This window comes from Chitinophaga sp. LS1, assembly GCF_034274695.1.
Classification (GTDB): Bacteria; Bacteroidota; Bacteroidia; order Chitinophagales; family Chitinophagaceae; genus Chitinophaga.
Genome location: NZ_CP128362.1, coordinates 3,982,484 through 4,006,607, shown reverse-complemented (window position 1 = coordinate 4,006,607; position 24,124 = coordinate 3,982,484). Strand labels below are relative to the sequence as shown.

The following is a 24,124-nucleotide window of genomic DNA, read 5'->3' as shown; positions in this document are numbered from 1 at the left end:
CATGAAAAAAATCATCTTTGCAATATTTTTCTTCGCTTCCTGTGAAAAGGGATTGAGCGATCTGAATATAAATGGAACAAATTCCACTTCACTCGACCCTGCCCTGTTACTGAACCAGGCCATTATCAATACCTCTTTCCCGGTGAAATCCCTGGTGTTCGATATTGGAGTTGTACAGCAAATGATATCACCTAATGGTGGTGTGCTGGCGGGTGCCAATTTTAACCAGGATAGTCGCGATATAACCACACAACCGCTGTGGACTGCTTACTATCAAAGCGTGATCAAAAATACCTATGATGCCCTTACCCGATCTAAAGATCTGCCGAATAGGAGCAATATGTACAACATGGCGCGCATTTACCAGACTTACGTGTTTATGATCCTGACAGATGAATATGGAGACATCCCTTATACCGATGGTGGTGCAGGGTTAGTTAAAGGCGCTCTGTTTCCCAAATATGACCGACAGCAGGATATTTACCCATTACTCATTCAGGAGCTGACAGAAGCCGCAGCAGCACTTAACACAACGGCTGTTATTGAAACCGGCGACATATTGTATGCCGGCAATGTGGATAAATGGAAAAAATTTGCCAATTCCCTGTTGCTGAGAGCTGGTATGCGATTGAGTAAGGTAGATCCCACCCAGGCACAAAGTATTGTGCAGGCAGCTGTAGCTGGCGGGGTAATTACTGCTAATGCCGACAATGCATATATACGACATGATGCCAATTACACTCAACCCATTGGCAATACACTGAATGGAGGTGAGGCGGCCAATTTTTACCTTGCCAAACCATTTGCAGATCAGCTGAAGAACACGGCCGACCCACGACTAACGGCCATAGCTATCAGGTATGTTGGTGCTACCAGCGGCGCCGGACAAACGGTAGCAGTAGGCACTACGGACCCCACCAAACAAATTGGTATGCCTATTGGCAATGACAACGGTACCATTGTTGCCGCCGCCGCAGCTGATGGTCTGGCCAGCTTTTATGATTATAGTCAGGTTGACCGTCGCAGAATGCTCAAAATTTCTTCTCCTGTGTTCCTGGTGACTGCCGCACAAACCAACCTCTTACTGGCAGAAGCCCGTTTCCAGGGCTGGATCAACACCGGCAGCGCTGCTCAATATTTTGCTGACGGTATTAGTGCCCATATGGACCAAATGGTAGTCTATGATATGAATTCTGCTGTTAGTACAGCAGCCCGTGATACTTACATAGCCGCCAATCCGCTTACAGCCGGCAATGAACTGGAGCAGATCAACACCCAATACTGGATTGCCTCCTTTCTGAATGGTCCGGAAGCCTTTGCTAATTTCAGGAGAAGTGGTTTCCCTACGCTCACTCCTAACCCATACGGGCAACCTAATAATCCGGATGTGCCCAATGGCACTTTTATCAGGCGACTTACCTATCCTACTTCCGAATTGAGTGTGAATAGCGAAAATGTGAACGAGGCCATTTCCAGACAGGGACCTGATAAATTGAGTACAAGGATCTGGTGGGATAAACAATAAAAATAACCGGCATGAAGTTAAGAAGCGCAGACTGGTTCGGGAAACAGGATAAAATGGGATTTGTACACCGGTCATGGTTCCGTACACAGGGTTATCCCGATGACTATTTCATGAACAGACCTGTCATCGGCATCTGTAATACCTGGAGTGAGCTGACTCCCTGCAATGCACACCTACGTGAAATAGCTGAAGTGGTAAAGCGTGGAATACTGGAAGCCGGAGGCATACCATTTGAATTTCCTGTTACATCTCTCGGAGAAACGGTCATGCGCCCAACAAGCATGTTGTTTCGTAACCTGACCAGTATGGATGTAGAAGAAACCATCCGTGCCAATCCTCTTGATGGAGTGGTGTTGCTCACGGGTTGCGATAAAACCACTCCAAGTAGCATTATGGGGGCCTGCAGTGTAGACCTCCCGACGATCGTAGTACCCGGTGGAGCAATGCTCAACGGTCGTTTTCGTGGAGAATGCATTGGCAGTGGTACTTTTAACTGGATGATAAAGGAAAAACAAGGTGTGGAAGATTACACTGCACAGGACATTAAGGAAGTAGAGACGGGAGTAGCGCGTAGCCAGGGACATTGCATGACCATGGGTACTGCAAGTACGATGGCCTGTATGTCAGAAGCCCTCGGATTGACATTACCCGGTGCTGCTGCCATTCCAGCTGTAGATGCACGCAAGAAATTGCTGGCTCAGTTGAGTGGTCGTCGTATTGTAGAGATGGTAAAGGAAGATCTCAAACTCTCTCGCATACTTACCCGGAATGCTTTTGAAAATGCTATTGTCATCAATTCCGCGATTGGTGGTTCTACCAATTTCATCATTCATTTACTGGCCATTGCAGGTCGTATTGGGGTTCCGCTTTCACTGGAAGATTTCGACACCATAGGCAGCAGCATTCCCTTGTTAGTAAACCTGAAACCATCCGGTAAATTTTTGATGGAAGATTTTTACTATGCAGGCGGACTACCTGTCGTTATCCGCGAAATGGAATCTTATCTGCAAACGGATGTCTTAACTGTCAATGGAAAAAGTCTCAGCGCCAATTGCCTTTTTTCCCCCTGCTATAATACAGATGTAATCGCAACGCTGCAGAAACCCCTTCAGCCGAAAGCCGGTATGGTAGTGTTAAAAGGCAATTTATGCGAGCAGGGAGCTGTTATTAAACCTGCTGCAGCTTCTGCTCATTTATTAAAGCATCGCGGCCGTGCAATCGTATTTGAAAGTATAGAAGATTATCTTACCAGAATTGATGATCCGGATCTGGATATTGATGAACAATGTGTGATGGTTTTGAAAGGAGTTGGCCCGGTAGGTTACCCCGGTATGCCTGAAGTTGGAAACATGGATCTGCCAATGAAATTATTGAAAAAAGGTATCAAAGATATGGTGCGCATTTCTGATGGTCGCATGAGTGGTACAGCAGGTGGTACCGTGATTTTACATGTATCGCCTGAATCATCAATAGGAGGTATATTGGCATTGGTAAAGAATGACGATATGATCGAGCTGGATGTGGCTGCAAGAAAGCTGCATCTTGATATTAGTGAAGAAGTGCTGGCTGCACGTAAAGCAAGCTGGCAGGCACCACTTCCTATGGCCACCCGTGGGTATGTAAAATTTTATATTGACCACGTACAACAGGCACACCTCGGTGCAGACCTTGATATATTACGAAATGGTTCAGGATCTAAAGTGATCAGAGACCTGCATTAATTTTTAGTTTATGTTAACATGAGTTAATGTTGGAAGTCATAAATTGTAATAGTTGGCGGAAGGAAGCGTTTAGTTAAGAGATTATAGTTAATATGATATTGCAAGGGTTCGCGGGAAAGGCGAGCCCATTTTTTGTGTGCTGGTTATGTTTGGTTGGTGAGACAATTCGCTTTCCTTGTTAATGTTATTCACCAACAATGGGTAATGATCGGGCTGGCACATATGTTTCAAAACCCCTAAAAATGAAATTTCAAATGAGTCCATTTAATTCATCATCCGGTAATCATTAGGCGTAACGCCTGTTTTTTGTTTGAATAAACGGGTGAAATGCTGCGGGTATTTAAAGCCCAATTCGTAGGCAATTTCACTCACCGATTTATTCATGTCAAACACTCTCTCTTTCGCCACATCTATCACCTTTGACTGAATGTATTCCAGAGCAGATCTGCCGGTTTCTTTCTTCACCAGGTCACCAAAATAGTTGGGTGATAAATGTAGCGATTCGGCGCAATAAGCTACAGAAGGCAAACCTTCGCTCTGCGGTTTATCGGATGAAAAATAGCCTTTCAACAAGTATTCTAACCGTTCCAGGATTCCTTTGTTTACATTGTCGCGCGTAATGAACTGGCGGTCGTAAAAACGGATGCAGTAATTGAGCAACAACTCGATGTTGGATGCAATCAGTCTTTTGCTGTGCTTGTCTATATTTTGATCGAGTTCATACTCGATTTTTGAGAAGCAATCAATCACAATACTCCGCTCTTTATCCGATAGGTGAAGCGCTTCATTTACATCATACGAAAAGAAAGAATAATCCTGAATGTGTTTGCCCAGCGGAGTACCGTTTATCAGGTCGGGATGAAAGAGCAATGTCCAGCCTTTCGGGGCAAATGGTTCAATGCCGGGTTCCACACCTACTACCTGTCCGGGCGCTACAAATACCATGCTTCCTTCCTGATAGTCATAGTGCCTTCTTCCATAGCGCAATTGGCCACAGTTCAGTTCTTTCAACGCCACCGCATACAAACCAAAGTTGAATGATCTGGCGGGCATCGATTGTGCTTTCGAGAGGTCAATCACCGCAACCAGAGGATGTTTGGTAGTTAAGCCCCGCATGGTATTGTATTGAGCGATGCTGCCAATTTTTATAATCTCTTCCATACCTTCTTCTTTTATCGCTACAAAATTACAGGTTCCGGCAATCCCTTTTAATACCTGCCTTCCCAATCAGTAATATTGGTAGGAAAACCCGTAATCTGTATACAAAACGGCTCGCCCTTCTTCTGCAATTTTGCAGCAGTAAACATACAAAATGAAAACACGAAAATTAGGAAACTCAGGATTAGAAGTGTCCGAACTTGGTTTCGGCTGCATGGGACTAAGCCACGGTTACGCTAACCAGCCGGACCGGAATGAAGCCATTCGCGTGTTACGCGACGCCGTGGAACAGGGTATCACCTTCTTTGATACTGCAGAGGTTTATGGCCCTTACACCAACGAGGACATCGTGGGAGAGGCGCTGGAGCCGTTCAAGGGCAAGGTTGTGATCGCCACCAAATTTGGATTCAAGAATGGATCGAACGCTGAACTCGACAGTCGCCCGGAGACAATCCGCAAAGTGGTGGACGCATCACTCAAGCGCCTGCGCATCGATACGATCGATCTCCTCTACCAGCACCGTGTGGATCCGACCGTTCCCATTGAGGATGTGGCTGGCACCGTGAAGGATCTCATTGCCTCAGGTAAGGTGAAGTACTTCGGGCTATCAGAGGCTGGGGTCGTAAACATCCGTAAAGCCCACGCCGAACAACCGGTGACGGTGCTGCAGAGCGAGTACTCCCTTTGGTGGCGCGAACCTGAAGAAAAGGTATTTCCCGTGCTTGAGGAGCTCGGGATCGGTTTTGTGCCGTTCAGCCCACTCGGCAGAGGCTTTCTGACCGGCAAAATAAATGCCGACACGCTCTTTGAGAAAGAGGATGGCCGGAGTTACTTCCCTCGTTTTCAGAAAGAAAACATGGAAGCTAATCAAGCCTTTGTGAATGTTCTCGACCGCGTTGCAAAGGAGAAGGGAGCCTCCACCGCGCAGGTGGCGCTCGCCTGGATCCTGGCACAAAAGCCATGGATCGTTCCGATCCCGGGTACCACGAAATCGGAACGTGTGAAGGAAAATATCGGCGCAGCGGCTCTGGAGCTTTCTCCCTCGGAGCTAAGCACGATCACCCAGGGCGCAGATAGCATCGAAGCCAAGGGCGCCCGGTATCCAGAAAATTTTGACAAGGTGATAGACCGGAAAGCTTAGACGATTGTTCAATCACCCTGATGGCGATTTCCATCAATCCCGGTAGCCGGCTCTACGAATAGAGCCGGCTACCGGGATTGCAACTAAGCTACACCAATACCGACAGCTCAGGTAGATTTGAGTTTCTAACCTTTATCCTGAGGTAAAAGGTTAATTTTTGCAGAAGTACAGGCCCAAAAACGGGGCATGGACGCTCATCAATCTTCAACCCACTTCATGTTATTAAAAATATATGGAAAAACAGCATACCGATAGTTATAAAGTGATGAACATAACATTAAATAACGGCATAAAAATGCCGCTGCTCGGTTTTGGCACTTACTTGCTTCGAGACGGTTTAGAGTGTGAGCATTCTGTACTAAATGCTTTAAATATTGGCTACAGACTGATCGACACAGCTGCAGCATACTATAATGAGGAATCGGTGGGCAGAGCGATTAAAAAAAGTAATGTCAAACGAGAAGAAATCTTTGTGACCACAAAATTTTTGCCAGCGGATCCCGGGGATGAAAAATCAAAGCGCGCCTTTGAAACATCACTAAAAAAATTGGGTCTTGACTATATTGATCTGTACTTGATTCATATCCCGCAGGGAGACGTAAATTCCTGCTGGACAGCAATGGAAGAATTATATAAAGAAGGTAAAGTAAGAGCTATAGGTGTAAGTAATTTCAATATGAATCAGATTCAGAATTTACTTACGCAGCATAGTGTGATACCAGCAGTCAATCAAGTGGAGACACATCCATTTTCCCAAAAAACAGAAATGCAGAAAGCTTTGAAATCTCAAGGCATCCAGTTGGAGTCATGGGCTCCCTTTGCTCAGGGTAAAAACAATCTTTTTAATAATGAACTTTTAAAAGCGCTTTCAAGCAAATATAATAAGAGTATTGCCCAAGTGGTGCTACGATGGTTAATTCAAAAAGAAGTTGTGGTTATTCCGAAATCAGCAAATATGAAAAGGATAAATGAAAATTTCAATGTATTTGACTTTGAGTTGTCTTCCGATGATATGACAACTATCAAATCGCTAGATAAAGGTAGTGGACTAATTTATCATGTTTAAAAGACGTTTGAAAATAGGAAGCAAGTAATAAAACTTCGTAAACTTCATTGTAATTTTTCTATCGTGGAAGTTTATTTGTATACTCCAATTATTGAATTCACTACAGTTAAAATTTATCATTACCAGAACGGGAAGTCCAGATCCGGTCTCCTAAGTTAAAATTATAATTATCGATCTACTTGAGACAATCTGTCAATAATCAATAATATTTGGTTCGAAAACTTACCGGCAGTGAGCACAAAGGCGAAAGAAAGTTTATCATAAATAAAACTCCTGAGAAACGCATAAAATGGGATCGGGATCCATCAGGTATCTGGATTAAAATAGGGTGTATCTAACTTATGATACACCTTCTTTCTTGTTTTAGGCTGTCTAGGTTCGCGGTAAATTCATCGTCAAGTCATATAGACCTGCGTTATGTATTCTTAAAAACCAGGTACTAATGACAACCGTCTGCATAATTTCAATAATCCACTGTATCTGAAAAAATAAACAGGCGGAAGATTCCGCCCGTCCTTTTAAAATAATATGACTTTTTTCTGTCTACTTAAAGCACTTATATCCATTGCCAGGTACTTTCTGTATTAAAGTTTTAAATTAAAGCAGAAGGAGTATTCCTCCCGCTTGTCTATTGGACTGGGACAAGTTTTTTGTCCATTTATACTTTGCTTTGTACTACTACACAAATTAAACACACATTAGCAACAAAAACATTAATAGTCGTCATACGACCCAAGTCAATTTTATCGAACACTAATAGTTTCCAAAATATTTTCAAAATGGCATACCACAACAAGTAACTAAAATCCCACAAAAGACTAAAAAGCATACGCAATAGATGCCTGCCAGGAAAATAATTTCAATCTTCAGGTATTACGGCGACAGATAAAATAAAAACCGCCTCAATATAAATTGAGACGGTTGTGGCCATTCACAGTGAGAGTTATAAAGGTATTGTGTGTTACATACACTTAACTAACCTGCTATTTGCATTCCAAAATAATATTTGAAAAAGGATATGTCTTCTTAAACTATAAATAAATGATGCATTCACGCATTCCTGGTCTGGAAACCAGGAATACCAAGGGTTAATCTTAAATAAAGTAATCTAATTCTCCTATTGTCAATCCGTCAACAATGTCCGAGTTCCCCTGTACCCAAAGAAAAAAACCACCTTCGCGAATCTGGGTTCTGAATTTGAAGAATTGATGTATTATTATTGAAGTAGATAGCCAGTCTATGAAATTATTATTCTCACGATTCTTTATGGTATTTTTAATTTCATCTATCCAGCCTCTGGCAGCTTTATCGGAATTAACACAACACTATTTCCAGAAATTGAAAATCCTATTCAGCTAAAGCTTAGTAAAGATCATTAAAAGATGGTTGAAGAAAAACAAGAATCGTCACAATATGTGGTAACATTGATCACCATTCTAAAATTTTCAAATGCCAGCAACCAAAAAAATGCCGCCTGACACTGATATTTAAATAAATTTTGACGATAAAAGAACCTTGTAAATATAAATTTTATAGGATCAATGAATCACAGAAAGAAAAAGCTCCCATCCTATTAGCATTGAAGTAACTATCAAAAATAAAAACTTGCTTAACAAGGACACAGCATATGCAATTTATTGAATGCATTAATGTTGCTAAATATTATCTCGACGATCATTTTGCAACGCTAATAATTTATCATTATCAATTATATAAATGATACCATCTCTGATTTCAACAATGCGTTCATCGCGCATTTCGGACAACATACGAACAAAGGATTCTTTTGGCACTCCTACCAATGCAGCCAGGTTACTCCTGCTAAATTTAATACCATCATAATTAAATACTTTATTCAGATCTAATAAAACGTCAGCAATCCTTTTACGAAGTGAATCGAAAGCAATACTAAGTAACTGTGCTTCCTTTTTTTCTAAATTCCGGACTAGCAATTGAATAAAATATCGACGTGCATGACTACTGACCGAGATAATCTCCTCAAAATTCGACACAGGTATAATTGCCAATATAACATCACCAATGGCTTCAGCACTTTCATTATAATTTCCTCCGTTTAATAAAGCGATATGACCAAGAAAATCACCTTCCCCTTGTAGCCCTGTAATAAATTCTCTTCGATATTCAACGGATTTAAAAGTTTTTACCCTCCCCTTTATTATAAAGTAAAGGTTAAGAGGAATTTCGCCTTCCTCATATATTTTTTGCCTATCTCTAAAATAACGGCTATTACGATTTCCAATAAAGGAAGACATGGAAAAGGGCAAAATACTATTTTCAGACTCGTTGACTCCAGTAGCTACGTGTCCGATATGATACTTTTGTTGTTTGAAAGCTTTTTTAAGGCGGCATTCCAAAGCACTAAGCAATTCAGAAGGACTAAAAGGTTTAGTTATATAATCATCTGCACCCAAATTCATACCCATCCTGACATTCCTCGGAGTATCATCTTCAGTAACAAAAATAAATGGAATGAAACTTAACGCCTCATGTTCCCTTATAATTTTTAACACAACGTAGCCATCAATTATATCAGAATCCAGGGCACAAACAATCAGGTCTGGATGCAAATTCCTTGCTTTTATAATTCCGTCCTTGCCATTATCGGCCTCCCAAACATTATAATCAGCCAATTTTAAAATATCTACAATGGAACTAAGAATGTCATTATTATTGCTAATGGCAAGAATGTTGGGCATATTAACAGTGATTTGCAAAAAAGAGATTTCTATTTTAGAACAAACTACGTAACATTAAAGTCAAAAAAATTGATACCAATCAACATCCTCACTTCAGTTTACTCTTATATTTATGACAATTGTCAATAAGCTTACTTCTATATTTTTTTTAGCAAAAAAGGTAAATGTTTGACTCTATTAATATAAAACGGTTCTAAACAGCAGACTACCACACATCTCTATCAATATCATACTGTCAATATTTTATTTTCGCCTATTTAGGAATAAGCAATTATTACAAAAAACACGCTCGTAAAAGCGTATTAAAAAAGCAACTAACTTGCTAAATTATTTGACCGGCGAAAAAATAAACCATTTATATTTTGGGTCATGCAATTGTATCACAACTTAAAGCACAAGGTTATATTCTTTTTAACTAATGCTCATCATTACAACCAAAACTTTATCTACACATCCTGATCATCTTATCCATATCAAGAATAAAAATGGCTCCGTTCCTTACATCAATAAGATGCTCATCCTTAAACTCTGCTAAAGTACGGGCCATCGATTCCTTAGCTACGCCAACAAGAGCGGCAAGATTACTGCGTGTAAATTTTATTCCGACCTGGCACTGCCCTGATTGATTATATTTACCATATAAAATTAGTAAAGCATCAGCGGTTTTTTTACGGAGAGAATCATAGGCCGATTTTAACAATTGCTTTTCCCTTTCATTAATATCCTGCGCTAATAGTTTCATAATTTGTTTCCTGAAACTACTATCTTCTGAAAGAATTCCTTCAAATTCATTACGCGGTATAACTGAAACCTCAACATCCATAATTGCTTCAGCTGTTTCAACATAACGTTTTTGATATAACAACGAGGCATAACCAAAAAAATCTCCCTCTACATACAAATCAGTTATAAATTCTTTTCCATCTTCATCAAGAATATAGGTTTTAACTTTCCCTTTCAAAATAAAATATAAACAGGATGGATATCCTCCCTGATGATATATAACCTGCTTTTTTTTAAAAAAATTAACCACTCGGTCTCTAGCCAATACCTTTAGTGGGAAATCACTTTCGACTGGTGGGGTAGTAATTTCCTGCACAATTTTGTTCAACCCGTTCAAACCGGACAATCCAGTCGAATTACCCTTCCGGATTTGACATTCAATTGAACTAAGCAACTCCGATGGATCGAATGGTCTTGTTATATAATCGTCCGCACCCAAATCCATTCCTATTCGTATATCCTCACGCTCTGTTCTACTGGTAAGAAAAACAAAAGGAATTCTACAACAGAATTGATTACGGCTTAACATTTGAAGCACTACAAATCCATCCAGGATTGAAAAGGATAAATCGCATAGGATCAGGTCTGGTTGTGATGTCTCGGCCACAAGTAAACCTTGCCTGCCATGTTCCGAAACAATTACGTTATAACCTGCAAACTCCAGTATCTCAACTAAATTTTCATTGTTCGTTTTATTATCATCGATAACAAGTATTGTAGGCATACTAATGCGGTATTATCAGAATAAATAGCAAATAACTTTCCAATAAAATATCAATCCCTAATTCAATAATCAGGAAAATAAAATTGAAGCTATACAGTCATTTAGAAAAAACACCTTATCCACACCATCCTTTCGCTAAGCTTGGATGGCTATTGCAGATATCGGAAAGCAGAAATCAAACAGAGCCCTCTTGTTGTTTTGAATCTGCTATTTTTTATTAATAAAAAGGTGATGTTACAAATACGACGTTAAGTCAAAGATAAAATACGCTTTAATAGGTTTTTGTTCATATGAATAAATTTGAGGTAAACTTAGTTTTTAAAATGAGAAAGACGAATTATTACATTTTAATTTTTGGGAGGATTCATTTAAACTACGTCTTACAACAATCATAGCTGTTTATATCGCAAGATATTATTGCGTTTTTACATAGTAATTCTTCTTTAGACTGTGGTTAATGAATACAAATATAATAAAAGCAACCAAAAAAAACTGTATATCTACTAAATTCCAAAAAAATTTATTAAAATTGATTAAAGATGCTGATCTCTTATAATTAACATCCGGTTTATTCCATGCTTCATTCCGGCAGGTCAATTCTTCTAGAATACAATTCATTTATGATTAGCCACCCCATTATCTATTATTGGCAGTAAGCAGCATTTTATCCTTAGAAGAAAAAGAGCGACAAGCATTAATTACAATTGATTTATCCCCTAATGGTATCCAGGTACTCCTGGTTAATCAGAAAAGCTGGATCTAAATAAATACCAGGTAAGTAAAATGATGTAAAACTGCTTCCAGAAATCCTGGCCCGGCAATATTAATTTCACCCCCAGCCTCCAAATATCAGGGCAGAGCCAATCATTTTCATCTATACCAGTGAACTAATGGCAGTACTTTTACTATTATCAAATTAATACTAAAGGTGATTTTTGAGTCAAAAATAATTTCCCAATATTCCTACTATAGTTTTCCCGACATATATAAATCTTCTGGAATCAATATAAAAAAATAACATTCATCATATGTCCTATTAATATTTATAATTCCACTTCCTTTTAACTCCCTTGTTCTCCAAAGCAAATCGAGCACACCATGGGCAATTTGAATAATTTAACTCATATTTATTATCATTTCTCATTCAACATCACCGCACTGGTTGACAAATATCATTGATTCGTCGGCCATCTGGATACTATCTTGTACACAGATAAAAAAATATTTATATTATTTCTTTTTCGATCCCTGACGCTAGTTAAAATCTTGTTCATGTACCTCAAATTTCTGACAATTGTAACCTAATAAAAAAGGCTTACTTCTATTTAAGCCACCAATAATGATCCAAATTAAGGCACAAATAAATTATACAATGTTGTTAAAATCTTCACTGGTTTTACCAGGTGTTCATACTAACCTCACAAGAATGACTTAATTATCTTCTTTGCAAAAGATTTAAACATTACCTGATGAAGATCTTAATTACAATATTGATTTTAACAAAAATTCAAATAGAATTTTACCATAAGAGAATGCGAACCTACACCCAGATACAAATAGTAATCGATTTCTACGTAATTGGAGGTCGTGCCAAAATGAAGGATATTTATAAATACAACCTCGCCAGAGAACCAGATAAATCGAAAGTTGTATGAATAATCTTTCCACTATCCAACTATACATGTAGGCGGATGAAATGGTCCAACTAAACCTAATACCTTTTACCCAATATCTATAAATGAGCAAAAATCACTCATACCTGTTATTATCACATTTCCCGCAATATTGCAGACTAAGCCTGAAAAAAAAAATCAAACACTTTATATTATTATTTAGCGCACAGGATGAACCTGGGTTAAATATTTTTAAGGCCGGCTGATTGTTCCTAAGCTTATCAACTGGCCAACCGGATGGGACTAACAGATCCAAGCTTGTTCTCCTTACAGAGACACGCCATCTGGCAAATTAGATTATGACATCTTTGAAACTGTTATTTATTAATTCATCATTCCTTATTTTTAATTTTTACCACAATGCAAAAAGAAGAAAAAAAATTAATTTATATTATAGATGACGATTCAGATGATCAGGAAATTTTGATAGCAGTTATTAATGCGCTCAACCCAGGCATTAAAATGCAGGTTTTTGATAATGGAAAAAATTTTATGAACAAAATAAACGAGAACGACAATGATGATAAGCCATCACTAATTATTCTCGACTACAATATGCCTTTCTATACTGGTGTGGAGGTATTAAAAAGACTAAAAGACCAGAATAATCTAATAGGCATACCTAAGATAATCTGGAGTACAGGAACAGACATTACAATCAGAGAAGAATGTATGAACAACGGTGCGATCAATTACTACCAAAAGCCTTACCACTACTCGGGGTATTTTCTGATCGCTGAAAAAATCCTCAATTATATCATTTAAAAAATAATTATGGAAACCCTTTTATATAAAACTATACATAGGATACACCCAGGGCCACATCCTTACGCCACTGAGATGAGATGAATTCAGGACTAAATTTTCTATCATCATCTTTTTCCGGGCTTGCTCCTTCAGATCAAATGAAAATACAATAAGTTTATGCTTTTCATTATACCTTAAGTCTGTCTTCTCCTGGGCAAGGACAGCAATGTAGACTTTAGCTCCAGCTCATCGTTTAGTAATGTTTCTTTTAAACGCCCTACATACTGTTGACTTATTGCCACCTATTATTAGTGATTATCTCTCATTTTTTGTTATTATCTTCATCAAAAAAATTTCAATCAACTGGCTGTTATCCGCATACTTCGTTATCAAAGAATTGTACCATGATAGACTTATCTCATACTGAGAATCAAATTCACCGTGTCTCGAATTTTCAAGACCTCGTTGCTACGCCATTTAGTGGAGAAGTTAATGCCATCTGCTGGACTCGTAAACTAATTGGTGATTTTTCTGAGATTGTTAAAAAGGTAACGCTAAACGAAAATATAACGGTCATTGAACAAGAGGACCTTTGTGAACTTCAGTTGAGTGAACAAGGACAACTTGCCCGTGAAATTCTTTTAAATGACCTGAAGTTATTGAAAGCTCATGGCGCATCGCCAATCCTTAATGTAATTAACTACTATGATCGGGATGACTCCTACCCTTTTTTTCCAACAGATGTTTATTCTTTTCATGTAGATCGTTCTCCTATACCAACCAATACCTTTTTATGCACTTACTATGGCGAGTCAAGTGAAATATTGCCAAATTCACAAGGCAAAAAGAAAGTACTTATTCCAGAAATACGCGATGAACTCAAAAAACTATATCATGGACCAGATGAAGGTTTTGATTCATTCTTAAGTGAACATTTCTTTGATCTGCACTATCAGGCTGAACCTGATGCGCGTATAATAAGCTTAGGCCTTGGTAACCTATGGAGGTTGGCGGTTGATCATCCTGAAAGTAAGGTTCCTCCTTGTCTTCACCGTGCGCCAAAGGAAAAATCCGGGCAGAATAGGTTGTTGATGATCTGTTGACACAAATACTCCGACAGCTAGCATAATGTGGCTTAGACTCCATCTGACGCTTATTTGAATCTTTATTTCTTTTGAAATCCCCTCCCAAAGTCCGAAGGGGATTTCAAAAGAAATAAAAGATTTATAGTCTATATAACAATGCCTGAAACTGTAAGGATAAATAGTCCCAATTACGCTATTCTCTAATGGTTGTTTTGTCTTCCATCGATTGGCGTGCAATTTCATCTTTGCGTTTAAAGCTCACACCATTGTGTTGCTTCATATAAGTAAATAATTCTTTGGTCGCCTGTACCATTTGGGGAGTGCCACCGATACGATCGTGAAAACTGATAGACATCTGTCTGCGATTATTTTCGGCTTCTTCGTATAGCTGATCAAACTCCATTTTCACCTGGTTTAGAAATTGTTCTGTCGAAAAATTCTTCCCCTCGATTAATTGGATATCGTTACACCGTAGTGTGTAAGGAACTGTTACAAAATCTTTTCCGTTTACCTTTTGTATAAAAGGCTCATCACGGCTCAAATCATCAATATGGTACAAAAACCCCAATTCCTGTAAAATCTTTAGTGTGTTTTCGCCCCGGCGAAGCCAGTTTGCATTATAACCGACCGCAGTAAAACCTGTTACCTGTTTAATTGCATCTACACCGTCTTTGATGAACTTTTTCTCCTCTTCATAAGACATTGTATATTGGGTTGACCAGTTCATACCATGTGCTGCAGCTTCATGGCCCCGGTCAACAATTTCTTTTGCGAGCTTAGGATTTTTAAGTACAGCACTACCAACCATATGCGAAGTAACTTTGACACCTAATTTGTCCCAATTGTCCAACATGCGGGGAATTCCCTCTTTGTATCCATATTGATACCATGTTTCAGATGGCAGATCCCTGTAACCTTTCTGCATATTTTGAGGAAATGGACTTTCAGCATTTTCAGGTTGCCCGCCAGCTTCGAACTGCATAGAAACCGAAATCACTAACCTGGAACCATCTGACCATTTTGATCTTTTCGGTTGAGTTGCGGTATCTGAATTTGTTTGTGGTTGTGCTACAGCAGACAACGGAACGACGCCAGCCAGCAAACCCGCAGTTGTGAGTAATCCGCTTTGTCGAATAAATGTTCTTCTACTATTCATAATTCTAGTATTTGCTTAAAAATTTATCGAGAGAAATATTGTTGCTGGCTATAAACTGCAACAGCATAATGAGTACAAGCGCATGAATAATTTGAGAAGGAAGGGCTTCCCAGTTTTCAATCATACAAGTACCAAATATTAGTAGCAGCATCACGATTACGCCCGCTAGAATGGCTTTGTTGGAAAACAGACCAAGAATCAATAGAAGACCTATTATAAATTCTGCTATTGGTAACATATAACTAAAGGGCATAACCAGGCTTTGAGGTAACATTGATTTTGCAAAGGTACCGGTCATCCACTGGCTAAATCCAGCAAGTTTGGGTAGCCTAACTAATCCGTGCCCAAAAAGACTTACACCAGCCACCAGGCGTAACAGGAGATAACATAAATCAGTCATAAACATAATTTTTGTACAAATTTCAACTAAAAAGCCCGCCCGGAACAAGGATATATGCAGGAAAAAATTGTAAAATTGCAGGTGTGGAAACAAAGAACTTATATACTACGTACGATCTGGAATTATTAGAAACTTACAATTACAGCGCAAGGGCACATAAAAATACCTTTTTCGAGATGGTATTTGTGCTGGATGGTACCGGAATCCAAATGATCAATGGGCATCAACTTCCTTATGCACCTAATAAGTTGTTTCTCATTTTCCCGCAGGATCAACATAGTTTTCAAGTTGATTCTTATAGCCGATTTTTCTTTATCCGATTCAGTAATGACTATCTAAAGCTACAAACGAGTCAAAACATTAAGGATTTGGAATATATTTTCAACAGTTATAATCACTTGCCGGGCTGCATACTAAAAACTATTACAGATAAACCATTCATTAGAGCGACCGTTGAAGCATTGATCAGGGAAAAAGAAACCAAATCTCCCCACCAGGAACAGATCATACAACAGCTTATCAATACCATTATCTCTTTTGCTGCCCGTAACCTTACCTTACAGGAAATAGAAGTTCTTAACGGAAATATAACCAATGTAATGCCGGTAATAAATTATCTGCACCAGTTTATATTTCAACCTGAGAAATTAAAAATTGAACAAATTGCAGCAAAATTCAATCTATCGCCTAATTATGTCAGTGAATATTTTAAAAAGCATACGGGCGAAAGCCTGCAACAATACATTACGCTGTATAAAATAAAATTAATTGAAAGCCGCCTGCGGCTTACCGATATGCGAATAAATGAAATTGCCTTCGAATTTGGCTTTACCGACCAAAGCCATTTGAATCGAATATTTAAAAAGTACAAAGGCGTGGTACCATCTGTATATCGTAAGGATAACAATCCCTCACAGGCAAAACAGGTTTTAAATAGAAAAGGATGAAAAAATTCCCGATCCGATTAAAAAGTTTCCACTTTGGATATAATTATTTCCGGCGGCCTGTGCACTTTTGCATTCTAATTTAATTTTGTAATGGGAATGCATCTGAGGAAACTGTATTCAGTTCTTGCGCTAATATTATCATTTTTCTTATTTAATAAGTCTGCCAGCTATGGAAATGATATAGACGACAAGCCAACAGGTATTTCTGGTATCGTTGTTACTAATAATGGAGAACCTGCTCCGGGAGTAACAGTTATTATTCAGGAACTATCAAAAGGGGCGATTACCAATGAAAATGGTATGTTTTATTTCAAAAATATCCGGGGCGGTACCTATCATCTGAAAGCATCATTAATAGGTTTGGAGGCTGTTGTGGTAGAAGTGAAGGCTGAAGAAGGCCGGGAAAACCATATTAAAATTGTATTAGGTGCTTCTTCACAAAAGCTGGAAGAAGTGGTGGTAACCAGTGGTGGTAACCGTTTTGGAAGAAAGGAAAGCATGGATGTTTCCAAAATGCCACTCGGCAATATGGAGAACCCACAGGTATATACTGTTGTAAGCAAAGAGCTGATGAAAGAACAGCTGATCACTGACTATAACAGCGCTTTTAAGAATGTACCAGGCGCCGGTATCGCAGAAATAAGAAACCAGGGTAGAACAACCTTTATTTCAAGAGGTTTTGCGACACCTCAGCTCGTACGTAATGGTGTAAGCAGCTTTACCTACACAACTATTGATCCGGTAAATCTTGAACGTATAGAGGTGATCAAAGGACCATCTGCTACATTGTTTGGTAGTACTGTATCTTCTTTCGGAGGCCTGTTTAACAGGGTAACAAAAAAACCTTTTGAGAATTTCTGGGGGGAAGTTTCATATTCTGGTGCGAGCTGGAACCTGAACCGTCTCACTATGGATATCAATTCCCCGCTAAATAAAGAGAAAACCGCATTGTTGAGGGTAAATACAGCTTTACATAGTGAGAATAGTTTCCAGGATGCAGGCTTCACCAGAAGTTTTCTGATAGCACCCAGTTTCTCATATGCAGTGAACGACAGACTGACGCTTTCCCTGGATATAGAATTCGGTTTAAATAAAGCCACTTCTCCTACCCGTCTGGCGCCTTATGCCAATGGAACGGCTAAAAGCATTGTGGACTACCATATTCCTTACAAGCTTTCTTTTGCGAATAATACTATCAACTATAACAGCCAGCAGTATAACATCTTTGCGCAAGCGAAATATATACTTTCCAAAAGCTGGACTTCTCAGACAATTGTTTCGCGAACACGATCTTCTTCTGAAGGATATGTTGTGCAACTAACAATGACATCAGATACAACAGTACGCCAGTCTGTCACTAACCAGGATTATCCTTATTATGGAACCGATATTCAGCAGAATTTCATCGGCGACTTTAAAATTGGCAGATTAAGGAATAGGATTGTTGCTGGTCTGGATTATTACAGCCTCACATCAAACCGGAATGATGCTACTGTAAACATGACCCCTATTGATGTCAGAAAGCCCGGTACAGGATATAATAACTTTACACGTGAAAAGGTAAGGCCGCTCTTTGCAAATGCTACATATACCAATTTTGTATCCGGAAGAGAAGAAACCTATAGCTCTTATGTATCTGATGTACTGAACATTACTGATAAATTATTGGTAATGGCCAGCCTGCGGGTGGACAGGTATATGAACAAAGGTTCTTATTATCCTGCTCAGGATTCAACAGCAGGGAATTATAATCAGACAGCGCTGTCGCCCAAATTCGGTGCTGTATACCAGATTGTTAAAGATAAGGTCTCCATCTTCGGTAACTATATGAACGGGTTCAACAACGTTTCGGGATCTGACTTTGAGGGTAACACTTTTAAGCCAACGGAGGCTAATCAATGGGAAGGTGGGGTGAAATTAGACCTCAACAAAGTGAGTGCAACATTGAGCTACTATAATATTTCTGTTACTAATGTTACCCGTGATGATCCAGACCATGCTACCTACTCCATTCAGGATGGTACACAGTTAAGTAAAGGATATGAGGTAGAAGTAATTGCGAATCCGATAAAAGGTCTAAACATTATAGCTGGTTATACTTACAATGATAGTAAATACACAAAGGCCAATGCTTCTATACTGGGACTGAGACCCACAACAGCCGGTCCTCCTAAAGTAGGGAATCTGTGGATCAGCTACCGTCTGGCTTCCGGAGTAGCTAAAGGACTTGGTTTCGGTTTTGGGGGCATCTATGCCAGTGAATATTACCAGACAAATACCGCTTCTTTTAAGTTTAGTATCCCATCTTATACAGTGTTGGATGCGGCTGTTTTCTATGACAAACCGAGCTACAGAATTGGGTTAAAGGTGGATAATCTGACCAATGAAAAGTACTGGTCATATCGTCTGGCGGCGCAAAATCCTACTCGTGTTACGGGTAGCATGACCTTCAAGTTTTAAAAGAACTACTCATAAACAATATCAGGGGCTGACCATAATGGTCAGCCCCTCTTTTTTGATCAGGAAGACTAATAGTTTAAAAATGCCCTCTGCGCTTTCAGTGCTTCGTCCAGCGATTGCTGAATATAGGTTATACCGGCTACAGCATCTGGCGTGGAAGCCCGCTTTCCAACTTCTTCAGGATTGGTAAAGTCCACATCTTCAACGCGTTCGTTAATCCACCAAAGATTACCAAACGGGTCTAAAATTCTGCTAACCTTTTCGCCAAACCATAAACTGGTAATGTTAGTAACTGATGTAGCGCCCAGCCTGATTGCTTTTTGACAGGTTGCTTCAATGTCCTCCACATATAAACTCAGAAAAACCGGCGTAGGCGCCCAGCCTGCTCTTGCATCAAACAACATGACCATCGCATCTCCTATCTTAACCACCACATGAATGATCATGCCATCAGCATTCACTATCCTGCTGTTTGGAATTTCCTGCGCATCAAAAGCAGCTTCTAAAAACTCAATTAATTTAGCCGATGATGGAGATATGATCCATGGCGTTACAGCTGTGTAATGATCAGGTATGCTCTTGATATCTTTTTTCATGATTTTATTTTATGACACAAAGGAAATACAGGGTAGTGACAACCCTATGTCAGCAGTGCAAAGATTTATTTATTTTAATATGGCGGGGTTATATTGTATTGTAATAATAATCATTGCCTTCCCCGGATCAGTCAGTCTTGATATTCAAGGCTAATCCTCTAACTTTGATCCATGCAATCAAAACTTCAGGACCTTTACGGGAATATAGATATCTACCTCTTCGACCAACTACTTAAAGGTACTTATGATAATTGTAAAAAGGTGCTTGATGCAGGCTGCGGAGGCGGACGTAACCTGATTTATTTCTTAAGAAACAGCTATGATGTATATGGCATTGATCCTAATCCCAATGCGATATCAGCTGTTAAAGAATTATCACAAATACTGTCCCATACTAACCCTAAAGAGAATTTTGTAGTTGCTCCGGCTGAAAACCTGCCTTTTGATGATAATTATTTTGACCTGGTGATCAGTAGCGCAGTGTTGCACTTCGCCAACACGCCTGAACATTTTGATAATATGATCCACTCAATGTGGCGGGTGCTGAAACCCGGCGGCTATTTATTTGTAAGACTTGCATCGGATATCGGGATTGAAACGCTGGTGCATAGCATAGGCAATGGTCGCTATCGTTTGCCCGATGGCAGCGAACGTTTTTTGGTGAACCAGCAATTGCTGCTTCAATATACCGAAAACCTCAACGCCCGACTCCATGAACCTATAAAAACTACCAATGTGCAAAACCTACGGTGCATGACCACCTGGTGTTTGCAAAAAGTTTAATAAAGTTATAATGCCTTCCACAAAAGAAATAAAAAGCCTGCAATTATCCATCGCCTGCATGACCAGGATCAGGTATTGCAGCAATCTTTCCACGTATAGTATAGAACTACTGCAAATACAACATTTTTAATAAAATAATTAAATCGGTAACCAAAGTAGGACTTCCCGGTTTTTTGTTACCTTTATTATGACTTGTTTGTTGATCCGTTATTGCTGCACTATCATCCAGGAACCACGTTCATTAAATACCATACATATGAAAACACCTATGTGCATGCTGGCATGTCTTATCCTGACCCCCATGCTTTTATTGGCCCAGCAAAAACTGGTCTGGGAAGAAAATTTCGACGGCACCACCCTTAATCCACTCAACTGGACCTATGAGACCGGCGATGGTTGTTCCAAAGGCAATTGCGGCTGGGGCAATGCCGAGCTCGAATATTACACCAGTAGTACCAACAATGTAAGAGTGGAAAATGGTCACCTCGTCATTGAAGCCCGCCGGGAAGCTGTGGGAGGCAAACCATTTACCTCCGGCAGAATTAAAACCAACGGACGCGTGGCCTTCCGTTACGGCACGCTGGAAGCCAGAATCAAAGTACCTCAGGTAGGTAACGGCCTCTGGCCAGCCTTCTGGATGCTGGGTAGCACAGGTGGCGAATGGCCACACAATGGAGAGGTAGACATCCTGGAAATGGGATTTGCCGGCGCCATTGCAGCAGGAAAACCCAACAGTACTCTCAGCTCCGCGACCCATTGGTGGACGGAAAATCCGGGTGGCTATACCGGCCACGCAACCTATGCCAAAGATACCGTTACGCAAGGCACCAATCTCAACGATGACTACCACCTGTATAAACTGGTATGGGACACCGCCTTCCTGACCATTTACCTGGATGGCAACCCTTTTTACAAAATCGGGATTAATGGCGGCAATGGACTGGATGCATTTCAGCAACCATTTTATATACTACTCAATCTGGCAGTAGGTGGCAATTACCCCGGTATCTATTCTGAAAATGACGTTACAGCCCCATTACCAGGCCATATGGAGGTTGATTACATCCGGCTTTATCAGGACATCACCAAAGGAGATGAGCTGATTTTGGGTACCAATGATGCCCCTGAAGGCAATTTTGGTATTTTTACTGACAACACGGTTGTAAACAATCAGGTCACCCTGGGCAAGGATGCCAACCTTTATTATTGGAATAATATTACCAACATCCCCAACCCGGTTCCTTTCGAAGGCAGTCATGTCTGGGGCTTACATGCCGCCGCCGGCAATTGGTTCGGACTGGGGGTAGCCAATGACAACAGGAATATGGCCAACTACGCAACCAGTGGTAGCCTGAAGTTTCACATGAAGACCAGTTATACCGGCACGTTTAAAGTCGGCATTTCTACTGAAGCAGCAGAAGGCTGGATACAATTCAATGGCACAAACGAACATGGATTGGTACGCGACGGACAATGGCATGAAGTGACAATACCTGTCAGTGACTTTGGTACTGCCATCGACCTCATGACAGTAAATCAGCTATTCATGCTCTCCGGCGACGCACCTGCTACAGATGCCGATTTTTATATTGACAACATCTACTATACCGGCGGCGTATCTGACAACCCCGCTCCTACCGTAGCTATCACGAACCTGAGCAACGATACCCTATTCACCACACCTGCTGCCATTCCTATCATTACCAATGCCAATGACAGCAATGGTGGTGTAAGTAAAGTAGATTTCTATAATGGTGAAAATTACTTGGGTACAGACAGCATTGCGCCTTTCAGCTTTACATGGCAGACCAGTACACAACAGGTAGCGACACTGATTGCCAAAGCTACAGACAATCAGCAGAAACTGACTACCTCCCAACCTGTCACCGTATTCATTGCTGCACCGGGCAACACACCACCTGCTATCAGTATCACAGCTCCTACAGCTAATTCCGCTTTGATACAACCTGCAGATGTAACCATCACCACAGCTATATCTGATGACGGTACTATCTATAAAGTGGAATTTTATAATGGTACTACATTATTAGGTACAGTCGACAAAGCGCCTTATTCATTCACATGGAGTGATGTTGCACAAGGTACTTATACCATTACAGCAAAAGCCTTTGATAACGGGAAACTGAGCACCCTATCCGCTCCAGTTACATTTACGGTCCAGAGTAATGTCATCACGGCTGATAAATACGGTATTTACACCAATGATGCCGGTATTGCCACCAAACTGACTTTCGGACAGGATGCCAATCTGTATGTCTGGAATAACCTTACTACCATCAGCAACGCGACTCCTTATGAAGGTACCGATGTCATGGCATTTACAGCGGCAGCAGGCAACTGGTTCGGACTTGGTGTAGCCAATGACCTGAGAGACCTGTCTCATTTCACGAACGGCTACCTGAAATTCTGGTTTAAGACCAGCTATTCAGGATCATTCCGCTTTACTATCATTGCTTCAAACGCAAGTGCCGCCATTGAATATGCAGCCGGGGAACAGAAACTCGGACTGATTCGTGATGGACAATGGCATGAAGTAACAATACCTGTGAGCAGTCTGAGTGGTATCGATCTCACCGCTATTACACAGGCATTTACCTTCTCTGGTGATGCGCCTGCAACGGCTGCTGATTTTTACATCGACAATGTTTATTATACCACCACAGAAAATGAAGTAAGTGGCGATAATCTTGCATTGAATAAACAGGTGACTGTATCTTCTCTGGAAAACGATCTGTTTACAGGTGCAAATGCAGTCGATGGTGATACTACCACCCGCTGGTCCAGTACCTTCGCTGATCCGCAATATATTACTGTTGACTTAGCAGCTGATTACAACATCAGGGAAGTGAAAATTAAATGGGAAGCAGCAGCGGCACAGAATTACCTGATACTCGCTTCTACAGATCTGAACAACTGGGATACCATAAAAACAGTCACCGGAAACTCCACATTGAATAATGACCTCACCGGTTTATCAGGTCATGGACGATACCTGCGGGTATATGGTACCAGCAGAATTACGGTGTATGGCTATTCCATTTATGAACTGGAGGTATATGGTAGTCTGCACACAGCCAGCGCTCTTACCTACAGCAAAGCAGCAACGGCATGGCAGGTGAGCATATATCCCAACCCGGTAACAGGCGATCAGTTGCAGGTAAAAAGTACCCAGCTTCCTAAACTACTGCGGGTGATGGATGTGAATGGTAAAGTAGTAGCTGTGAAACAGCAAACATTCACCGCAGATGTAAGCCAATTGCCAAATGGTATGTATATACTGCAGGTAATAAATGATAAAGGTGAAACACGGATATTGAAATTTATCCGTCAATAATGTGCTTTGGGGGGACATTGCTTTTTACTGTTAGTGCAATTTGCAGAAAATAGCGCTCCAATACTTATGAAAATAGAAAATAATACA

16 protein-coding genes are annotated in these 24,124 nt (G+C 40.3%); 10 read left to right on the top strand and 6 right to left on the bottom strand.

The window, feature by feature from the left end; translation table 11 throughout:
* Position 1 precedes the first annotated feature (1 nt).
* Positions 2–1,525 (top strand): SusD/RagB family nutrient-binding outer membrane lipoprotein, encoded by a 1,524-nt coding sequence (locus tag QQL36_RS16620; RefSeq protein WP_321570342.1) that lies wholly within the window; start codon positions 2–4, stop codon positions 1,523–1,525.
* A gap of 11 nt (positions 1,526–1,536) precedes the next feature.
* On the top strand, positions 1,537–3,246 hold the full coding sequence (locus QQL36_RS16615; protein WP_321570341.1) for an IlvD/Edd family dehydratase: 1,710 nt from the start codon (positions 1,537–1,539) through the stop codon (positions 3,244–3,246).
* A gap of 264 nt (positions 3,247–3,510) precedes the next feature.
* Here the strand turns inward: QQL36_RS16615 and QQL36_RS16610 are convergent, their stop codons facing one another.
* Positions 3,511–4,407: a helix-turn-helix domain-containing protein gene (locus QQL36_RS16610; protein WP_083730087.1), complete on the bottom strand. Its 897-nt coding sequence runs from the start codon at positions 4,405–4,407 to the stop codon at positions 3,511–3,513.
* Positions 4,408–4,558: 151 nt separating this feature from the next.
* On the opposite strand from QQL36_RS16610, the gene QQL36_RS16605 reads away from it, so the two are divergent.
* The gene (locus QQL36_RS16605; protein WP_321570340.1) at positions 4,559–5,545 is read left to right on the top strand and encodes an aldo/keto reductase; all 987 of its coding nucleotides are present in this window, start codon (positions 4,559–4,561) and stop codon (positions 5,543–5,545) included.
* Positions 5,546–5,777: 232 nt separating this feature from the next.
* Positions 5,778–6,611, top strand: coding sequence for an aldo/keto reductase (locus QQL36_RS16600; RefSeq protein WP_235643988.1), 834 nt, complete (start codon positions 5,778–5,780; stop codon positions 6,609–6,611).
* Between the two features lie 1,655 nt (positions 6,612–8,266).
* Here QQL36_RS16600 and QQL36_RS16595 read toward each other — a convergent pair.
* Entirely contained in the window at positions 8,267–9,328 is a 1,062-nt protein-coding gene (locus QQL36_RS16595; RefSeq protein ID WP_321570339.1) for a response regulator, read from the bottom strand.
* Positions 9,329–9,770: 442 nt separating this feature from the next.
* On the bottom strand, positions 9,771–10,835 hold the full coding sequence (locus QQL36_RS16590) for a cyclic nucleotide-binding domain-containing protein (protein WP_321570338.1): 1,065 nt from the start codon (positions 10,833–10,835) through the stop codon (positions 9,771–9,773).
* 2,033 nt (positions 10,836–12,868) lie between these two features.
* Between QQL36_RS16590 and QQL36_RS16585 the strand changes: the two genes are divergently transcribed.
* Positions 12,869–13,273: a response regulator gene (locus QQL36_RS16585; RefSeq protein WP_083729410.1), complete on the top strand. Its 405-nt coding sequence runs from the start codon at positions 12,869–12,871 to the stop codon at positions 13,271–13,273.
* Positions 13,274–13,659: 386 nt separating this feature from the next.
* Positions 13,660–14,358 carry a hypothetical protein gene (locus QQL36_RS16580; RefSeq protein WP_083729412.1) on the top strand — a complete coding sequence of 233 codons (699 nt, stop codon included), beginning with the start codon at positions 13,660–13,662 and terminating at the stop codon, positions 14,356–14,358.
* 175 nt (positions 14,359–14,533) lie between these two features.
* Here QQL36_RS16580 and QQL36_RS16575 read toward each other — a convergent pair whose 3' ends face one another.
* Positions 14,534–15,496, bottom strand: coding sequence for a polysaccharide deacetylase family protein (locus QQL36_RS16575; protein WP_083729414.1), 963 nt, complete (start codon positions 15,494–15,496; stop codon positions 14,534–14,536).
* A 4-nt stretch (positions 15,497–15,500) separates the two neighbouring features.
* Positions 15,501–15,896: a DoxX family membrane protein gene (locus tag QQL36_RS16570; RefSeq protein ID WP_083729485.1), complete on the bottom strand. Its 396-nt coding sequence runs from the start codon at positions 15,894–15,896 to the stop codon at positions 15,501–15,503.
* Between the two features lie 83 nt (positions 15,897–15,979).
* Between QQL36_RS16570 and QQL36_RS16565 the strand changes: the two genes are divergently transcribed.
* Together QQL36_RS16565 and QQL36_RS16560 are read left to right on the top strand one after the other, a co-directional pair.
* Entirely contained in the window at positions 15,980–16,843 is an 864-nt protein-coding gene (locus QQL36_RS16565) for an AraC family transcriptional regulator (RefSeq protein ID WP_321570337.1), read from the top strand.
* Positions 16,844–16,939: 96 nt separating this feature from the next.
* Positions 16,940–19,303, top strand: a complete 2,364-nt coding sequence (locus QQL36_RS16560; protein ID WP_321570336.1) for a TonB-dependent receptor — start codon at positions 16,940–16,942, stop codon at positions 19,301–19,303.
* A gap of 68 nt (positions 19,304–19,371) precedes the next feature.
* On the opposite strand, the gene QQL36_RS16555 is transcribed toward QQL36_RS16560, so the two are convergent.
* Entirely contained in the window at positions 19,372–19,899 is a 528-nt protein-coding gene (locus QQL36_RS16555; RefSeq protein WP_321570335.1) for a VOC family protein, read from the bottom strand.
* Between the two features lie 171 nt (positions 19,900–20,070).
* Here QQL36_RS16555 and QQL36_RS16550 point away from each other — a divergent pair, with 171 nt between their 5' ends.
* Both QQL36_RS16550 and QQL36_RS16545 read left to right on the top strand, forming a co-directional pair.
* The gene (locus QQL36_RS16550; protein ID WP_321570334.1) at positions 20,071–20,682 is read left to right on the top strand and encodes a class I SAM-dependent methyltransferase; all 612 of its coding nucleotides are present in this window, start codon (positions 20,071–20,073) and stop codon (positions 20,680–20,682) included.
* 256 nt (positions 20,683–20,938) lie between these two features.
* Positions 20,939–24,037, top strand: coding sequence for an Ig-like domain-containing protein (locus QQL36_RS16545; protein WP_321570333.1), 3,099 nt, complete (start codon positions 20,939–20,941; stop codon positions 24,035–24,037).
* Positions 24,038–24,124: the final 87 nt, after the last annotated feature.